A 16,144-nucleotide genomic window follows, 5' to 3' on the forward strand; every position below is an offset into this window, starting at 1 on the left:
TCTATACCTTAAAATTGCGGATGGCGCCGCTTACATGCACCGCTATCCGCATAAGCAAGCGGCTTAAAAAAATCGTCCCTTTTTTGTAAATGGAAGCTGTGGAAGCACCATAACAATAAGGACGATTTAATATGCGGCTAAAAGACGGGCCGGGAAGCTGTTCGATCAGTCTTCGATTCCCAACGTTTGTTTAAAGCTTTTCAAATACGGTATTTCAGACGGACTTCCCATCTCATATGAGCTCATCGCACGGTGCCAATGAGGATAAAGAGGTGCAGGCCGCGCCGTTTTTTCGATGAGATCATGCTCTTCCTGGCTCAGCTTGATATCAAACGATGCAATATTTTCTTTCAATTGCTCTTCGTTGCGTGCTGCGATAACAATCGGACCGACGTTCGGACGGTCACGCACCCATGCGTAGGCGATCTGCGGCACAGAGGCATTGTGGTTAGCCGCCACTGCTTCAAGCGCATCAATCACATCAAAGAGGCGCTCCTGATCCTGAATCCAAGGCTCCGGCCAGCCGGCGCCTTGGCGCGTATTCTCCGGTGCCTGTTTGCCGCGTCCGATTTTGCCATTCAGCAAGCCTTCGCCGAGCGGACTCCAAATCATCGAGCCCACACCAAGCTCACTTCCTGCCGGCAGCAATTCGTATTCCGCTTCGCGCGCTTCCGGTGTGTAATAGATTTGCTGTGTAATCGGCGGAATAAAGCCATCCCGTTCAGCGAGGGAAACCGTTCTTGCCATCGCCCATCCGCTGTAATTCGAAACGCCCCAATGGCGTATTTTGCCCGACTTCACCAGGCTCGTCATCGTTTCCACAGTTTCTTCAATCGGCGTGCGGCCGTCCCATAAATGCACAAAATACACATCGAGGTAATCCGTTCCAAGCCGCTCCAGCGATTGGTCGATGGACGTCAGGATATTATGGCGCGAAGCTCCGCGCGCATTCGGGTTGTCGCCAAGATGAAATCCTGTTTTCGACGTCAACAGCACGTCGTCGCGGCGCCCCTGTATCGCTGATCCCAGAACGCGCTCTGCATCGCCTTTTGAATAAAGATTCGCCGTGTCGAACATATTGATGCCCGCTTCAAGCGAGAGGTCCACCATGCGGCGCGCTTGATCATCTTTGATGTCGCCGGCTGCTTCAAAGCCGTTTGTCCCGCTGAACGGAACCGTTCCAAGTATATACTTCGGCACTCGCAAGCCTGATTTCCCTAAATTGATATATTCCATAATAGCCTCCTTCAAACGGATACATGCTTTTAAATGATCTATACAACTAGTAATTTACCCGCCAATCCTGCACGTAAAACGGCTTGACTGCTATTATTGAAACAATCATCGAACCTTAACTTTGCTTATTAAGCTTTTCACGGAAACTGTTCAATTCGTTGATCATCCTTACCCGCAAATGCTGCGGGCTGATTTCTTCTATTAAAGAACCGAACGACAGCAAGTAACTGACCAGCCAAGGTCCGTCCGGCAACTGAGCTTGAATTGAAAATGAACCATCTTCGTTTCTCTTAATTTCCGGTTCATCGAATTCATCGAATACGCGAAAAGCACCGCGGGAGGCAATCCGCAGCGTAACCCCTATCGACGAATGCGAAGCAGCCCCTTCCGCATTGCCGATGCCATCTGTCACAGACTGCAGCATGAACGTGTTTTCGGTGACATTGGCTCTTAGGATGCGGCTGATTTTGAAAACGCGGAAATCGTTCCTTTCGACGCAAAATCCCAACAAATACCAGGAACTTTGTTTGAAAATCAATTGATAAGGCTCGACGCGCCGATCGGTTTTTTCACCTTTTGAACTGACGTAGGAAAACTGGAGTTCCTTTTGTTGGATGATCGAGTCCCGCAATAAGTGAAAAAGGCGTTTCTTTTCAGTCCCGCTGCCCCAGGGAGAAAAGTCGATGTCCAACCAGTTTGCCGTCCCCCGGTTGAAAAGGCGTGCAGCTTTGTCCAATATTTTTTCCGAATCGGGAAAATCCATCGCCGCTAACGCCTCTAATCCCGTTAGGATATCCGTTTGCTCAGCGTTCGTTAAAAAGGCCGAGTCCAGCACATAGCCTTCCAAGAGAGAAATCCCTCCACCTTTTCCTTTGCTGGCGTAGATGGGAATTCCGGCCCCGCTCAATCTATCGACGTCGCGGTATATGGTGCGTGTTGATACCTCGAAATGCTCGGCTAATTCTTTCGCTGTGACTCTTTTTCGCTCCAATAAAAGATAAATGATCTCAAAATGCCGATTGACGGTCATAGCGAAGCCTCCTGAAGTATCATCCCTTTAGTTGTTGTTCTTTGTTCTGCAAAAACTGTTCCAGCGCTTGGCTGCTGTCCATTCCCATGCGCTCGGCCAAGACGGTCAACCACCACATCGATTCCCCGATTTTATGAAATAATTCAGGACTGGGGTCGCGGCCCGTTGGCCATCTTTCCTGCTGCGCCATTGCCAGACGCCCAATTAAAGCAGCATCGGTTAAAAATGCCAATGCATCTTCCTCTACCGACCATTCACTGCCGTGATGTTTTCTTTCAAGTCCATGATAAGCTTCTCTGATTGCCATCGAGCGGCTTGCTGCTTGTGTAAAGTCCATTTTAATCCTCCTCGTTTATAAATTGCTCGTATGAAAACGGCAAGTTCGTATATGGTCATCCACCATGCCGATCGCTTGCATAAAAGAATAGGCAGTGACCGGTCCGATGAATTTAAAACCCCGCTTTTTCAATGCTTTGCTGATTTCCACAGATAAAGGCGATTGCGCCGGGATTTGCTCATCGCTTTCCCAATTGTTGATGATCGGCTTGTGTTCTGTAAACTGCCAAAGAAAGTCAGCGAATCCATCAAATTCTTGCTGGATTTTCAATATGGCTTGCGCATTGCTGCGAACGGATTGCAATTTCGCCAAATGTTTGATGACGCCGTAATTGTCTTTGATATGGACCAGTTCCTCATCAGTCAGCTTGGCACAGTATTCAATATCAAAATCATGGAAGCCCTGCTTGTACCCTTCGCGTTTTGCGAGAACGATGCTCCACGACAATCCCGCTTGCGCCCCTTCTAATGACAGCATTTCAAAAATATAGCGATTATCATAGCTCGGCCTGCACCATTCTTTATCATGGTAGGCTTGCATCATTTCACTGCCTTGCGGCCATTTGCATTGATTTTCCACTTTCTGCACCTCTTTCGTCTTCATGAATTAACTGTACCATTCTAAATAAGACAACTGCATGTCATATTTAAACGGTGAATTTTTTCAGAGCTAAATTGTATGATTTCGAGTGAAAACAAGACTTTCATATATAAATCTTCTCTTTAAAGAAAAAAATGATATTCCTGAACTCCGTCAAAAATCGTTTTGTGCAGCCAATAATTCCAAAAGCGATTTGGTGATACGGTCAAAATTTGCCACAGCATTGATGTCGATCCAAGCAGCGTCGACAATATCTTCGTTCATTTCATTCTCTATATCAAGTGTTAATGTCTCGCCGGTAATTTCTGCAAGAAACGTATATTCTTGAAGAGTTTTCTAGAATAGCCTTTTTATCTCGATATCATAATCTCTTGCCCTTTTATCAATAAACCTTGTGCAATCATTTTACTTCTTCCATTTCTGCCTCTTTCCAAAGATAAGCGCTGCTAGTCTCTTGTTTCACGCAAACTATAAATAACAGAATGGCGACTGCCAGCATGGCGAATACTGCACCGATCACAACGGGCTGTACGGAAATCACTTGCGCCGCCACACCTACAATTCCAGTAGCGATAATGATCAAAAAGGCTTCTGCTAAACTATAAATGCTGACGATCCTGCCCATTTCTTCGACAGGTATATTGTTCTGTGTAAACGTATGGAATCCGGTATTGGCAAAAGCCAGAGCAAATGCCAGGATGAAAAAACCGGTAGCTGCAACAGCGTATGAATTTGAATAGGCATAAACCAGATAACCCGCTGCCACCATCAAAGAACCGAAACCGATTTGCAAATAGGTCTTCAGCTTTTCAGCTAATAGTGCATTGACCACCGAACCCGCAATAATGCCGCCGCCCGCTATGCTGACCAAAAAGCCATATTCGCTGTCTGTCAGGAAAAGCACCGCTTTTGCAAATGAAGCTTCTTGCGAGTCGATGGCCGTCGCCATGACGACCATAAAGCTGAAAAGCATGAATACACGCATGGTTCGGCTTGATGTGCGGCTGAACTTCAGCACAATGCGCCAGTCTTCCCGGATTATAGACCATGACCCCTTGCCGCTAGCACGAGCAAGCGCAGCACCCTTCTCCAAATTCGGCATCCTGGTTAAAACGAACGCCGATAACAGCAACGCTCCTGCATTGATGTAAATCGCTGCAGTCGGCGTGCCAATCATAAACAGGATTCCTGCAATAGCTGGCCCGATCAAGAATGCGCCGGAATCGATCAAACTGCGCAGTGAATTGAAGCGCTGCCGCTTTTCCGCTGGGATTAATTTTGTAATATAGGCCATCGATGCGGGTTCAAACATCGCTCCCGCCATATTGATAACAAGAACGAGTGCATAAATCGCCCAGATTGAAGAAAAAAAAGGCAGCGTGGCAATCAGCAATGATCTGACAACATCAAGCGTGATCAGCATGTCCCGCTTGTTCATCCGATCAATGACACTGCCCGCCCACGTATTCGTCAATAGCGTCGCCAATGGTTTGACCATATAAAGTCCAGCAACTGCGAGCGGTGACTGTGTCATATCCAACACGATCAAATTCAATGCAATGAGGTAAACCCAAGCCCCAAAGTTTGATGTGCCAATACCGAATAACAGAAAGGCCGGGTATTTCCATGCTTCTAGTCTTCTTCTAAACGTCATCTCGAATTCCTCCCACCACAGATGTTAAAAAAAGATCCCGTCCCCAAGGCAAATAGCCTTGGAGACGGGATCTAACCGTGGTGCCACCCCTATTTGCGAATACGTCACCATATTCGCCTCATTCAGTACTGCTTAAAATCTGCGAATACCTTAGCCCGGTAACGGGAGCACCCGCCATAATATCCCCCACGTTGATCACAGGTTCCACCATGGTGCTCAGAGATTTGTTTCAACCACCCGCTCCTGCCCTTTCCCACCAAACCGGGCTCTCTAAAAGAAGTTCAAATCGCCTACTCTTCTCTTCTACGCTTTTCGCTAACTTAATTTAAATAAGATTATCAGTTATTTTAGGAATTGTAAATACTGGAAATCAACAAACTGCATTTTCATAAAAATTTTCATTCGCAGGCATTCAATTCTTCCCATTCTTCTCTTAAAATTCCCATCTTAATCGCATCAAAATACTCTCCTTTGACAGTCCGGGCTTTTCTTATTCGCGCCTCTAAAGTCATTCCGAGCCGTTCAGCAACTTTCATCATTCTTTCGTTGCCCGACCACGTCGACATGCCGAGCCTATGCAAATCTGTGGCTGCAAACAGAAAATCTATCCATAACTTATAGGCTTCTGTTCCGTAGCCGCCGTTCCAATAAGCTTTGTCGTAAATGACTATACCGGTTTCGAGCCAGTTTGTATTCATGTCGATCCAATAGGCGCCAACGTAGCCAATTGCGTTTCCTTCAGCCATTATGACCATCGAAGCTGGCACGCCTACGGAAATTTCTTCTTCCATCCAGTTTTCACGATGCTCTTCCTTCGTCATCAGCTTTTCAGGAATATACGGCCCGTTCCATTTTTTCGCTTCTTGTTCTTTTTCTTCAAAGCGCCAGAAATACAAGACACCCATGTTTTCTGGCGTGTTTTCTGTCAGCTCAATTTTTCTGCCGATGATTCTTTGCATGCAATGGATCATCCTTTCTGGAATTAAGATTTAGAATGAATAGCAGGGTTCCTATTTTTAAGTCTGCCTGATAAATGATTGTATAAAGCAATAAATTCTGGAACAATTGATTGCAAAGAGGTGGTTAACAATGAGAAGCGAAGAAGAAATGCTGTCATTGATTTTAGCGAAGGCAGCCGACAGTGAAAATATTCGAATGGTGGAACTGAATGGCTCACGCGTTCATCTTCACAATGTCAAAGATCCTTTCCAAGACTACGACATCGTTTATCATGTTGAAGACATGCAGCCCTATTTAGCAGATCATTCGTGGGTGGATTCCTTCGGGGAGAGAATTATGATGCAGATGCCTGATCGAATGGCTGTACCGCCTGCCGGAGAAAAAAGGGAAAGCTTTTCTTATTTAATGCTTTTTACAGACGGCAACCGAATTGACCTGACCTTGACGCCAATCACATTTACAAAAGAATCTTTGGCGAAGGAAGAACCCCGGAAGATTTTATTGGACAAAGACGATCGGCTCTGCACGATGTTGATCAATAACGAAAATCCGTTCCGTATTATGGAACCCGGACAGAAAGAGTTTACAGATTGCGCTAATGAGTTTTGGTGGGTCAGTACATATATTGCCAAAGCTTTATGGCGGCAAGAGCTTCCGCTCGCTAAGAATATGATGGATGGACCGGTGCGGGATATGCTGATGACGATGCTGAACTGGCAGATTGGCATTAATACCAGCTTTACTGCCATTCCTGGAAAAGGCGGGAAAAACGTCGAAAAGTATGTGAATAAGGAATTGTGGCAAAAACTGCTCCTCACTTATCCGGATGGGAGCTATCCAAATATGTGGGCAGGATTGTTCGCTATGTGTACTCTTTTCAAAGATCTTGCTATGGATGTAGCCAATAATCTGAATTTGGATTTGCCTGAGTTCGGCAAGGATGTCCTTCCTTATTTAAAGCATATTGAAAAGCTGCCTAGGGATAGTGAAACGATTTATCCTAAATGAATGCTCCTTTAAGGAATATCGTTAATCTTGCTCATTGGCCGCATAAGAAAGAAGCTGGTCTATTGCAATTACTGGCTATTGTATTTTCCTTCTCTGATTGCTTTTCGATATTTGCCATCTTTTTCTTTAACTGCAATCGCCTCGTCCGTACTAATTCCTGTTATTGAATAATACTCAGTCCCTTTTTCATATTCATTGGAGAAGTTTCCGGAATAAGTTCCTTCTTTATCGGAATAAACCGTCACTTCTCCAATCTCTTTATCTACTTCTTGCACAAATTCATCACTTATTTGATAAATATAACCATCCCATACGACAAATGAATAAGCCCATGACGCTTGTGAATTCCCCAAAGAACATGCTGACAAAGTGGATAAAATACAGAAAAAGGACATAAGTACAGCTAATCGTATTCTTTTCAATAAATTCCCTCCTTGAGATCAAAATTTGAAATCAGGTTGTTTCAAAGTAAAGTGTTAAAAATAATAGCGAATAAACAGCTCCGCCAAGTTAAAAATAGATCTGGACATTTTCTCCTCTGTTATTCCACATCATTTAGCAATTCTTCAACATTCCTTTTTAAATAATCCCGTAACTTTATTAAGTCAGTTGCGGCAAAGAAAACCTCAGACCTTTTATTTCCATAAGCTTCGGCTGCTTTTTGAACAATCGACTGAAACTCCACAGGAAGATTTAATGCTCCCCATTCGCCCGCTTCTTTCTTCGACGAAATCTCGCCTTCTTTTAAAAACCAATACACCCTTATCAAATTTAAAATACAATAAACCGGATCCGCATGGATCTTTTCTAAACACTCTTCATAATCCGCAATAATGGAAGAAACATAATCATATATCGGGATCGGCGGAAAAGTTTCGTGGATCGGCTTGCCACTTAAACAGATACCGCATTTGTTTAAAATGGTCAGATGCGCAGCCAAATCGCTGTCGAGCTTTATATCATCATTCAAGTAAATTGATGTTCCTTTTTCCAATTCCTCCACGTAGCGCTCCCGCCAAAACTCACTGAAATGAAAATCATACGGTGTCGGATGCTGCCAATTCCGCAATTGGGACACGTTCAAAAAACTGATTTCAATCGGAAAAGGCTTTTTTGAATAGCTTAAAAAGAGCTTTACCAACTCTCTTTGTGTTTTAATTGCCAGCGGCTGCTCCGTGGCGATGATTAAATCGATATCGCTCTTGCTTGGATTGAAACCTCCCATTGCAAGTGAACCATGCAAATAAACCCCGATGATCCCTTCACCTACCAGGCTTGTGGCCTTCGCAATAACTTCTGATATAAATACTCCCAACTCCGCTGAACAGGTGATATTTTCGAAATTCAAATCGAAGCTCCTTTCTATTAATTACAGCTCCAACGATTATGTCATGCCTTTTTCTATTGACGGAATCTTTTGAAAACTCTTCCTCATATTAACGTATTAAATAACGGAAGGATATTAACATTTATTTCAAAAAATACAAAATGGAGGTATGCATGAAAAAACTATTGATCGTCCTCATTACGATTGCTGCATTAGCATTGGGCAACTGGGCAGCTGCTTATTTGCTCCAACTCGCTTTCCTGGATGTGGCTATTCCATTCGCGGGCTTAGCTTTAGCAGTCATCTATTTTTTCAAATCCAAAGGCGGCATGGCGAGCCGCCACTTGGATATGTCGATTCAAGGGCAAACGGGCATTCGAATGGAACAGCAAGCTGCGGTGTCAGAAAGATCCTATATTTTCATCGGTTCTATCGTGTATCTGTTGTTTGCGGTAGGATTCACCTTTTATATTTACCGGGAATATTTCCTTAATTAATGAAGTGAAATTGTGCAGCTATTAAAAGGACAGTTAGAATCGCTCAAGCAAGAGCTTCTCTCTGTCCTTTTGGTTTGCCGCGATTCTTATCCGTTTTCATTAAATTTTCTTTGGGATAGTTGGAATAGAATCTTGGGGATTTTTAGGTATAACAGCAAATTTAAAGACGAACATCAGCAGCACAAAAAGAAAACCGGCAAGGCTGACTATATTCCCTGCAGACTGGGTTTGAGGCAGTGCTCCCGTGTAAACCAAAGCATTTAACACGAGAATGATGACAAACCCTGCAAATGCAAAACTAAAAAGATGGTTTCCTATGAGCAGCCTTTTATTAAATGAACTGCTTGGTGAAACTGTTTTGTGCAGCAGAAAAGACTGTTGAAGTTGTTTTGCCAAACCGTACATAAAAATAAGAATAAATAATATAGGGAATACGTTTTCAAACCATGCCATCTTAACACCTCCAATTGAGCTGAAAATTTATCCCTTCAAAGGGTTGCCAGGAAAAAAGGACAGCAGCACGTCTCGGTCTTCTGGATAATCATGTTCTAAACCTGACATCTCCATATCAGTCTTCCAGGCAATTTCTTCAATGGCATCGTCTGGATCGTGGTATAAAATTTCTCCGCCAGTGACTTCGCCTAAAAAATAATAGAGCGCCACATTATAGTTTTTGATAATTGTCTTTTTAACATGAAGCGGCTTTTTGATTTTAATGTGGAATCCTGTTTCTTCCCAAACTTCTCTTATGCACGCTTGCTCTGGAGATTCACCGTCTTCAATGCCGCCTGAAGGTATGCTCCAACCCTTGGACTCTTTTTCTTTGATCATCAACATCTTATCCTCTGCCATTATAATAGCGGCAGCACCGTTCCAACTCTTCCTTTCTCCGTCCATTCGCGTTTCCCCTCTCACAAGCAATTTGCATATGGACTGTTAGATCTCTATGTATTCTAGTATTTTCAAATCCATTTCATCGAAGCAGCCGATTTCCTCAACCCCATCCCATAATTTGATTTGGGAAGTTTCATCATTGGCGACAAACGGCTGCAATTGTTCAATTACCGCGTTATAGACGGGATTGAATTTAATCTTCCCATTCGAAACCTGTTTTAATTTCAAAAAACCGACGAACTCCAGACCTTCAACAACCTGCCCGCTTTCTTCCAATAGTTCCCGGACTGCGCATTGTTTTGCTGTTTCGGTTCCTTCTCTTTTGCCAGCCGGCAATTCCCATTGTTGCCGCCATTTGTTATAAACCATGAGAACTCGCCCAGCACATTTGATCACCGCAAAAGACCCTGCAACCGGTAAGTAGAGCTGGATATCCTCCTCTATTGTGAAAATAAAATCGAGAAATTGAAATCCATGATTTTTGGTGTGATTCATTCAATCTTGCCCTTTATGAGCATCTCCTCATCGATCCAAATGAGCTTTTCATTAGCACTTCTTTTCTATAACTTGAATTCATTTTTTATGAAAAACGCCGCTTCTTTTGCAGTCATATTCGTATTGTTGATGCGCAGATAGTTTTTCGCTTTAATTTCACCTTCAGCAGAATTCAATCTCCCGTTTTCCAGGCTGCTCAGCAAATGCTGCTCTGACTGGCCGACATTCCGCTTCGTCGGCTTGTGTTCCAGCCGATGCGGTGTCTTATTTCGCGCCAGCCGCTCCTCAACATCGGCTTCCAATTCCACGAAATAGATTTGCACACCTTGCGATTGGAAAATATCGCATATGTTTTCAATCTCATCCCAATCCTCTTTTTGATCGAAATACCAAACTTTCGTAAAAATCATTCCGTACTGATTGCTTTTGGCGAAAGACTGGAATATTTCGCGGCGAAAAGAAGTTGTCAGGCTCCACATCTCTGGAGTGAAGGCAAACAGCGGCTCCAACAAATCGATGGTCATGTGGTTATGAAAGAGTTTTAAGCCCGTCATGGCCGCTAGCTCTTGGCCAACCGTCATTTTTCCCACCGCTTGCGGACCGAATATGAATAAGAACTTTTCCAAAGCGCTGCCCTCCAATCAGATTAGGTAGTTATCTTTTGAGAAACATCAATTTTCTTCTCAAAGATGACTCCCGCTCTCTTTAAATTCCATTAACCAACTAGATCCGCTTTTTATCTTTTTCACTTTAATAAATCCGCATTTTTCGTAACATCTAATCGCTCGTGAATTGGATACCTCTGGATCTAAAACAACAATATCTGCATCTGTATTTCGATACACGTATTCCAAGAATTTCTGGATCATGATTGTACCTATTCCTTGGTTAAAATATGTTGGATCTCCTATAAATTGATCAATGCCAAAGACGTTCAAGTTTGCTGGATAACCGAATTCTTTTTGTTCTTCTCCATTTAATTTATAACGCTGCATAAAACCTATTGGTATTTGGTTGAATTCTACGATGTAAGGAGAAACCGGAACTTCTCCTTTAATTCTCGGTTCATACTTCTGCTTTATTTGCTCTACCGTATACGGAGAATCAACATCACCATAGAACTCCAGAACTTCTTTTGTGCTTAGCCACTCAGACATAACAGCATAATCATTTTGCGTCATTTTTCTAATGGATATAACCAAATTGCTCGCTATGGCAACTTCACTCCTTTTTCCATTTGTCCCCCCATTCAACATGTTATAAATTGCTCTTAGCAGGAGACGTTTTAATGACGCCACCTAACTTCTCAGCATATATCTCCCAGCGATCCCACAGGGGCGGCACAACCTCTCCCAAACCATTCATTTCCTCAAGCTCGTTGAAAGTCACCAATTTAGCATCGCAAACTTCGCCAACCTGCAAATTCAAGTCGCTGATTTCAATGTTTTCTTTGCTTTTCCATACATAGCTGTCCAGGAAATAATTCTTCCGCTTCATCTCACCAATAAAGTAAAGATCTTCTTCTTTAACGGACAATCCTGTTTCTTCATGAAGCTCTCGGATTGCGCCTTCCAAACTGGTCTCACCGGCATTAACGGAACCGCCCGTGCTCTCCCACAATAACGGATAAGTTTTTGCTGCGTCCCTTTGCGTCACGAGAATTTTGCCGTCACAGTTAATGGTCAGAACTTCCACGACAATGTGGTATTCCTCAGGCAAGATTTCCTCGCCTCTCGTATGCAGTTTCCCGATTGGGTTCCGGGAGCCGTCTACCAAATCCCAAACTTCCATTTACATAACCCCCTTTTATGCCTTCTATGGCTCAAGAACCAATTTCATTTTCACGAATTTATAATGGCCGCCGTTGGTTTTTTGCAGAAAAACTTCATCCGGCTGAAAGCCTGCTTTTTTATAAACCGCAATAGCTCGTTCATTGAACGCAGCCACTGCCAGCGTAAACTTTTCAGGCTGGTAACGAGCAATCGCGAAATCCAACCCTGCTTTAAAAAATGGCAGACCGTGGCCTTTCCCTGTGAAACCGGGTTTCATGCCGAGTCCGATATCTATAATTCCGGCAGAGGTTTCTTTGAAGCAATAAAACCCGATCAATTTATGACGTTCTGTAACAGCAAAATAGGAATCCATTCGCTCTAAGGGATTCAAAAACTCATAAAGATCGTCTTCATCCGCATCCATATTGTAAAAAGCATAATCGCCCTCGTACTGCCAATCGGCAATTTCTTCGCTTTGTTGCTGGGTCATCGGTTGGAAGGTATAATTCATGCCGTTTCTCCTTTCATCTTTTCTCATTTCATAATTTACTTAATAAGGGAATTACAGAGCTTTCTATACTATATCCAATCGTCTTGTTAAAATCCATTTAATTTACAGAATATTATAGTATTATGGGAAGAGTGCATGAGCATATCAATCAAGTCAAGATTCGATTTTTTCGATTCAGAGGAAGAAAGCACTTTTTAAAAGGAGGAAATGTTTGGAAGAGTTAATAGAACAATACCAAGATGCTTCAAATTTAGAAGCCCGGATCAAACTCCACGAGTTATACAGTGTGAACAAACAGGATTGGTTCTCGTGGCTATTTGAACAATATCAAATCGAAGCCGGAAGCAAACTGCTGGAACTCGGATGCGGAGATGGCACGTTTTGGGCCAACAATGAAAAACGCGTTCCTGAGAACTGGGAAGTGGTGCTGTCCGATTTTTCTGCTGGCATGCTGGCGGATGCGCAGAAGAAACTAACGAACTTGCCAGCTATTCATTTTGAGCAGATTAATATCGAAACCATTCCTTATCCCGATAATAGTTTCGACATCGTTGCCGCCAATTTCATGCTGTATCATGTGCCCAATAGAAAAAAAGCTTTCCAGGAAATCCGGCGGGTCTTAAAACCTGGCGGGAAGTTGTATGCTGCTACGATTGGTGAAAAACATTTGATGGAGTTTGGAACGCTGCTCCGAGAATTTGATCCTTCACTCGATTTTTCAACTACAACCAACAACGCGAAAGCATTCGGACTGGAAAACGGTGCCGGCCAATTAACACCTTTTTTCACGCAAGTAGAACTGAAGCTGTTTCCAGATGCGCTGAAAGTTCCAGAGATCGAGCCGCTCATCGCTTATCTGCTATCGAGCCACACCGAATTGAAGGATCAATTAACTGGCCAAAAATTAACGGCGTTTAGGCTTTTCCTGGAAGAGAAGAAACATGAAGATGGCGAATTTATCAGGATCACCAAAGCTTCTGGTCTTTTTAAAGCTCAGTAGCAAAAAGGAGGGAACGATGCTATATTACGCATTGTCCCCTCCTCTTTTTTATTGGTATCTATATCTATTTCGAGCAATACCAGCACAAGCCAATCCAAATCCCCTTTTGCTAAAACCGCTATTTAATCCGCCAATCCGAGGATTTGATCGCTGAATTTTTCTTCTTCGAAAAAAATCCAATAGATAAAATCATAATCCCTATGACGCTTCCGATCATTTCAGCGATATAAAAATCTCCGTCCCGAATCAAACGAATGAGAAACCACCTCCAAAGATAAGGAATATTAATAACCCAAAACCTATCAACCAATTTCGATTATTCATATGACATCTTCCTCTGTTTTAGATAGTTGTCGTATGTTTCTTAGGTGTGTAATTCTTTTTCTCCCAAAGATAATGAATGAACTTCATCTTTTGGCCTTTCATTTCAAACTCCTCATTGTCTATAGCCGTTTGAACAAATCCGTTATTTTCAAGCACCTTTTGGGAAGCCTTGTTTACAGTAGTTGTTTTTGCGGTTATTTTCTCGATACCTAACGCCGTCTTTAGCAACAGGTTCAATGCCTTATAACCGATGCCTTTACCGATAGATGACTCGCCGATTCTAAAGCCAACTTCTGCAGCATTCGTTGTATTATCGATATCCACTAAATTGATTCGACCGATAATTTTCTCACCTTCGTCTTTGATCAGGTAAAAATGAGAAAGGCCACTTACTTGTTCGTTAAGTAATACTTGATGTCTTTTTATAAAACTTTCCCAAATATAATAGTCGTCTCCTCTGCTCGGTATCATTCTTTCGAAAAATCCGCGATTTTCCATCTCGAATCTAAATAATTCTCGAGCATCAACCTCTTGCAGCATATGTATTGAAATCTCCAATAACCTACACGCACCTTTCTCTAGTTAATAATCCTGGCCAGCTTTATCATCTATCATTCTGCCAAGTCGTTTACGAATGATTTATACGTATTTTTGAATTTTTCCGCTTCCTTTAGAAAAGAATAATGATTGCCCTCATCAATAATGGTTAAAGTAGAATTCGGAATAAGTCCCCCATCTCACTCGAATATTCAAGCGGGCATTGCACATCATGTAAAGCTACTATTCCTCTTCTAACTGATTACAAATGAATTTCACAATGTCATCCTGCGACATATCTGGGGTCAACTTCATTTCTCCGGCTGTTCCTAGGAAATCTTTTGGGCTCCACCAGGAATGCAATGACTCTTCCCCAAATGCCTGTGCTTTAGGCCGTGACTTATGCCGCTCGACTGTTTCCTCAAAAGGCAAATCAAAATAATAAACATAGGCGTTCCCATCATAAAAATGGATTAAATCGTTAAGCATCGCCACATACCGCTGTTTCACAAATATGCCTTCCACAATAACAAACTTACATCTGCCTTTGCCATACTCAGCAATTTGTCTTATTAAATCCACTGACATATTTCCTTCCCGATCGCGAACCATCAACATGTCGCGCCGGACCGTATCTTGGGATACCAGAAGCGTCGCTTCGCCAAAATGATTCTGCAGGTTTTTGGCGATTGTTGTTTTTCCGCTGCCCGAATTTCCACGTAAAATAATTAGCTTGGACTCTATCTTATTCCCTCCTCCCTAAATCTTTTGCAACGCATTGATGCTATATTTCATAACGATGAAAATAATTTCACTCTGTACTCTCTCGTTCAAATTCTTTTTTTATTGGCGCAGTAGATTTTCCGGGTTCAGCCCTTCAAGTTCCGGAACTACAAAAAGACCGTCTTTCCGAATCAATTTCCCGTCAAAGTAAATCTCCCCGCCGCCCCAATCTTTTCGCTGGATAGCAACCAAATCCCAGTGAATGGATGATTGGTTGCCGTTATCGGCTTCATCAAAACAGCTGCCGATTGCCATGTGGAAGCTGCCGGCAATTTTTTCATCGAAAAGGGTATTATTCATCGGTGTCAGCATTTTCGGATTAAAGGCCAGCGCAAACTCGCCGATATAACGGGACCCATGATCTGTGTCTAGTATGGCATTCAGTTTTTCGCTGTGGTTCGCCGTTGCTTTTACAATCTTCCCTTCCTCAATAGTTAACGAGATGTTTTCAAAAACCACGCCGTTCATCGTCGAAGAAGTGTTGAACGTGATCCTTCCATTTACAGATTTTTTGATCGGTGCGGTATAGATCTCTCCATCCGGGATGTTATCCATGCCATCCCCTTTGATAACGCCAATGTTCTCAATCGAAAACGAAAGGTCCGTTTCCGGCCCTTTGATTTCCACCAGTTTGGTCTCTTCCATAAGGGCTTTCAAAGGATCCATTGCTTTTGAAAGTTGCTTATAGTCGATGGTGCAGACGTCAAAATAAAAATCTTCGAATGCCTCTGTACTCATGCGTGCTTCTTGCGCCATCGCGGGATTCGGCAAGCGAGTCGTCACCCATTTTTTCTTGTAGATGGCTTCCGATTGCAATTGGCCATACGTTTTCCCATAAAGCGCCATTTGCTCGCTTGGAATATCGGATAGCTCGGATGCGTTGACGGGACTTCTTAAATTGATGTAGCCGTCCATTTTTTCAAGGCGCGCCACTTCCCATTCTGCCAATACCCCAAATTGTTCTGTCGATCCGCCCAGAACCAATTGCCTCGTAACCGCGGCATCTCGTAAATCTGCATGGGCAAATCCACCGGCTTTATGTATTTCCTTGATCAGTTCTTTTACAATATCCAAGTCGATTTTTGAAACCGATTGGATTAAAATATGTTCGCTTTCCTGGACCTTGATCGAGTGGGTAACCAACAACTCAGCGAGCTTTTGTATCCTCAGATCTCTCAT

The 16,144-nt window shown here is 43.0% G+C and carries 21 protein-coding genes and 1 other annotated feature; of the genes, 3 read left to right on the plus strand and 18 right to left on the minus strand.

Annotated elements, in window-relative coordinates; translation table 11 throughout:
* Positions 1 to 165: 165 nt before the first annotated feature.
* The 6 genes from AC4EHB_RS14980 to AC4EHB_RS15005 all read right to left on the minus strand — a co-directional run bounded on the left by AC4EHB_RS14980 (position 166) and on the right by AC4EHB_RS15005 (position 5,816).
* Complete coding sequence (locus tag AC4EHB_RS14980; protein WP_490976498.1) at positions 166 to 1,236, minus strand: aldo/keto reductase; 1,071 nt, start codon at positions 1,234 to 1,236, stop codon at positions 166 to 168.
* A 115-nt stretch (positions 1,237 to 1,351) separates the two neighbouring features.
* Complete coding sequence (locus AC4EHB_RS14985; protein ID WP_490981944.1) at positions 1,352 to 2,266, minus strand: helix-turn-helix transcriptional regulator; 915 nt, start codon at positions 2,264 to 2,266, stop codon at positions 1,352 to 1,354.
* Positions 2,267 to 2,285: 19 nt separating this feature from the next.
* Positions 2,286 to 2,603 carry a MazG-like protein gene (locus AC4EHB_RS14990; RefSeq protein WP_490976496.1) on the minus strand — a complete coding sequence of 106 codons (318 nt, stop codon included), beginning with the start codon at positions 2,601 to 2,603 and terminating at the stop codon, positions 2,286 to 2,288.
* 15 nt (positions 2,604 to 2,618) lie between these two features.
* Positions 2,619 to 3,182: a DNA-3-methyladenine glycosylase I gene (locus tag AC4EHB_RS14995; RefSeq protein WP_490976495.1), complete on the minus strand. Its 564-nt coding sequence runs from the start codon at positions 3,180 to 3,182 to the stop codon at positions 2,619 to 2,621.
* A gap of 421 nt (positions 3,183 to 3,603) precedes the next feature.
* Entirely contained in the window at positions 3,604 to 4,857 is a 1,254-nt protein-coding gene (locus AC4EHB_RS15000; protein ID WP_490981945.1) for an MFS transporter, read from the minus strand.
* Positions 4,858 to 4,914: 57 nt separating this feature from the next.
* Positions 4,915 to 5,172: a binding site (T-box leader), on the minus strand.
* An 83-nt stretch (positions 5,173 to 5,255) separates the two neighbouring features.
* A complete protein-coding gene (locus AC4EHB_RS15005; protein WP_490976493.1) occupies positions 5,256 to 5,816 on the minus strand; it encodes a GNAT family N-acetyltransferase in 561 nt (186 codons plus the stop codon).
* A gap of 130 nt (positions 5,817 to 5,946) precedes the next feature.
* Between AC4EHB_RS15005 and AC4EHB_RS15010 the strand changes: the two genes are divergently transcribed.
* Entirely contained in the window at positions 5,947 to 6,825 is an 879-nt protein-coding gene (locus AC4EHB_RS15010) for an aminoglycoside 6-adenylyltransferase (RefSeq protein ID WP_490976492.1), read from the plus strand.
* A gap of 68 nt (positions 6,826 to 6,893) precedes the next feature.
* Here AC4EHB_RS15010 and AC4EHB_RS15015 read toward each other — a convergent pair whose 3' ends face one another.
* Complete coding sequence (locus AC4EHB_RS15015) at positions 6,894 to 7,247, minus strand: hypothetical protein (RefSeq protein WP_490976491.1); 354 nt, start codon at positions 7,245 to 7,247, stop codon at positions 6,894 to 6,896.
* Between the two features lie 119 nt (positions 7,248 to 7,366).
* Positions 7,367 to 8,173, minus strand: a complete 807-nt coding sequence (locus AC4EHB_RS15020; protein WP_490981946.1) for an aminoglycoside adenylyltransferase domain-containing protein — start codon at positions 8,171 to 8,173, stop codon at positions 7,367 to 7,369.
* 152 nt (positions 8,174 to 8,325) lie between these two features.
* Here AC4EHB_RS15020 and AC4EHB_RS15025 point away from each other — a divergent pair, with 152 nt between their 5' ends.
* Positions 8,326 to 8,649, plus strand: coding sequence for a hypothetical protein (locus AC4EHB_RS15025; RefSeq protein ID WP_490976489.1), 324 nt, complete (start codon positions 8,326 to 8,328; stop codon positions 8,647 to 8,649).
* A 99-nt stretch (positions 8,650 to 8,748) separates the two neighbouring features.
* Here the strand turns inward: AC4EHB_RS15025 and AC4EHB_RS15030 are convergent, their stop codons facing one another.
* The 7 genes from AC4EHB_RS15030 to AC4EHB_RS15060 form a co-directional block, all read right to left on the minus strand.
* Positions 8,749 to 9,102 carry a hypothetical protein gene (locus AC4EHB_RS15030; protein WP_490981947.1) on the minus strand — a complete coding sequence of 118 codons (354 nt, stop codon included), beginning with the start codon at positions 9,100 to 9,102 and terminating at the stop codon, positions 8,749 to 8,751.
* A gap of 27 nt (positions 9,103 to 9,129) precedes the next feature.
* Complete coding sequence (locus AC4EHB_RS15035) at positions 9,130 to 9,546, minus strand: NUDIX hydrolase (protein WP_490976487.1); 417 nt, start codon at positions 9,544 to 9,546, stop codon at positions 9,130 to 9,132.
* Between the two features lie 39 nt (positions 9,547 to 9,585).
* A complete protein-coding gene (locus tag AC4EHB_RS15040) occupies positions 9,586 to 10,038 on the minus strand; it encodes an NUDIX hydrolase (protein WP_490976486.1) in 453 nt (150 codons plus the stop codon).
* A gap of 65 nt (positions 10,039 to 10,103) precedes the next feature.
* On the minus strand, positions 10,104 to 10,664 hold the full coding sequence (locus AC4EHB_RS15045) for an AAA family ATPase (RefSeq protein ID WP_490981948.1): 561 nt from the start codon (positions 10,662 to 10,664) through the stop codon (positions 10,104 to 10,106).
* A gap of 57 nt (positions 10,665 to 10,721) precedes the next feature.
* Positions 10,722 to 11,294, minus strand: a complete 573-nt coding sequence (locus AC4EHB_RS15050; protein WP_490981949.1) for a GNAT family N-acetyltransferase — start codon at positions 11,292 to 11,294, stop codon at positions 10,722 to 10,724.
* A 1-nt stretch (position 11,295) separates the two neighbouring features.
* Positions 11,296 to 11,829 (minus strand): NUDIX hydrolase, encoded by a 534-nt coding sequence (locus tag AC4EHB_RS15055; protein WP_490976483.1) that lies wholly within the window; start codon positions 11,827 to 11,829, stop codon positions 11,296 to 11,298.
* 24 nt (positions 11,830 to 11,853) lie between these two features.
* A complete protein-coding gene (locus AC4EHB_RS15060; protein ID WP_490976482.1) occupies positions 11,854 to 12,321 on the minus strand; it encodes a GNAT family N-acetyltransferase in 468 nt (155 codons plus the stop codon).
* A gap of 211 nt (positions 12,322 to 12,532) precedes the next feature.
* Between AC4EHB_RS15060 and AC4EHB_RS15065 the strand changes: the two genes are divergently transcribed.
* Positions 12,533 to 13,321 carry a class I SAM-dependent methyltransferase gene (locus AC4EHB_RS15065; RefSeq protein ID WP_490981950.1) on the plus strand — a complete coding sequence of 263 codons (789 nt, stop codon included), beginning with the start codon at positions 12,533 to 12,535 and terminating at the stop codon, positions 13,319 to 13,321.
* 342 nt (positions 13,322 to 13,663) lie between these two features.
* On the opposite strand, the gene AC4EHB_RS15070 is transcribed toward AC4EHB_RS15065, so the two are convergent.
* From AC4EHB_RS15070 to AC4EHB_RS15080, 3 genes are all read right to left on the minus strand, one after another.
* Entirely contained in the window at positions 13,664 to 14,185 is a 522-nt protein-coding gene (locus AC4EHB_RS15070; RefSeq protein ID WP_490981951.1) for a GNAT family N-acetyltransferase, read from the minus strand.
* A 240-nt stretch (positions 14,186 to 14,425) separates the two neighbouring features.
* Positions 14,426 to 14,926: a kinase gene (locus tag AC4EHB_RS15075; RefSeq protein ID WP_490976569.1), complete on the minus strand. Its 501-nt coding sequence runs from the start codon at positions 14,924 to 14,926 to the stop codon at positions 14,426 to 14,428.
* Between the two features lie 99 nt (positions 14,927 to 15,025).
* Positions 15,026 to 16,144, minus strand: coding sequence for an aminopeptidase (locus tag AC4EHB_RS15080; protein ID WP_490981952.1), 1,119 nt, complete (start codon positions 16,142 to 16,144; stop codon positions 15,026 to 15,028).

This window comes from Planococcus sp. TJ-302, from assembly GCF_058268455.1.

Coding starts and splice junctions, on each gene's coding strand:
- AC4EHB_RS14980 (WP_490976498.1), bottom strand. CDS start 1,236: ATGGAATATATCAATTTAGGGAAATCAGGCTTGCGAGTGCCGAAGTAT.
- AC4EHB_RS14985 (WP_490981944.1), bottom strand. CDS start 2,266: ATGACCGTCAATCGGCATTTTGAGATCATTTATCTTTTATTGGAGCGA.
- AC4EHB_RS14990 (WP_490976496.1), bottom strand. CDS start 2,603: ATGGACTTTACACAAGCAGCAAGCCGCTCGATGGCAATCAGAGAAGCT.
- AC4EHB_RS15000 (WP_490981945.1), bottom strand. CDS start 4,857: ATGACGTTTAGAAGAAGACTAGAAGCATGGAAATACCCGGCCTTTCTG.
- AC4EHB_RS15005 (WP_490976493.1), bottom strand. CDS start 5,816: ATGCAAAGAATCATCGGCAGAAAAATTGAGCTGACAGAAAACACGCCA.
- AC4EHB_RS15010 (WP_490976492.1), top strand. CDS start 5,947: ATGAGAAGCGAAGAAGAAATGCTGTCATTGATTTTAGCGAAGGCAGCC.
- AC4EHB_RS15025 (WP_490976489.1), top strand. CDS start 8,326: ATGAAAAAACTATTGATCGTCCTCATTACGATTGCTGCATTAGCATTG.
- AC4EHB_RS15030 (WP_490981947.1), bottom strand. CDS start 9,102: ATGGCATGGTTTGAAAACGTATTCCCTATATTATTTATTCTTATTTTT.
- AC4EHB_RS15035 (WP_490976487.1), bottom strand. CDS start 9,546: ATGGACGGAGAAAGGAAGAGTTGGAACGGTGCTGCCGCTATTATAATG.
- AC4EHB_RS15040 (WP_490976486.1), bottom strand. CDS start 10,038: ATGAATCACACCAAAAATCATGGATTTCAATTTCTCGATTTTATTTTC.
- AC4EHB_RS15050 (WP_490981949.1), bottom strand. CDS start 11,294: ATGTTGAATGGGGGGACAAATGGAAAAAGGAGTGAAGTTGCCATAGCG.
- AC4EHB_RS15055 (WP_490976483.1), bottom strand. CDS start 11,829: ATGGAAGTTTGGGATTTGGTAGACGGCTCCCGGAACCCAATCGGGAAA.
- AC4EHB_RS15060 (WP_490976482.1), bottom strand. CDS start 12,321: ATGAATTATACCTTCCAACCGATGACCCAGCAACAAAGCGAAGAAATT.
- AC4EHB_RS15070 (WP_490981951.1), bottom strand. CDS start 14,185: ATGCTGCAAGAGGTTGATGCTCGAGAATTATTTAGATTCGAGATGGAA.
- AC4EHB_RS15080 (WP_490981952.1), bottom strand. CDS start 16,144: ATGAGAGATCTGAGGATACAAAAGCTCGCTGAGTTGTTGGTTACCCAC.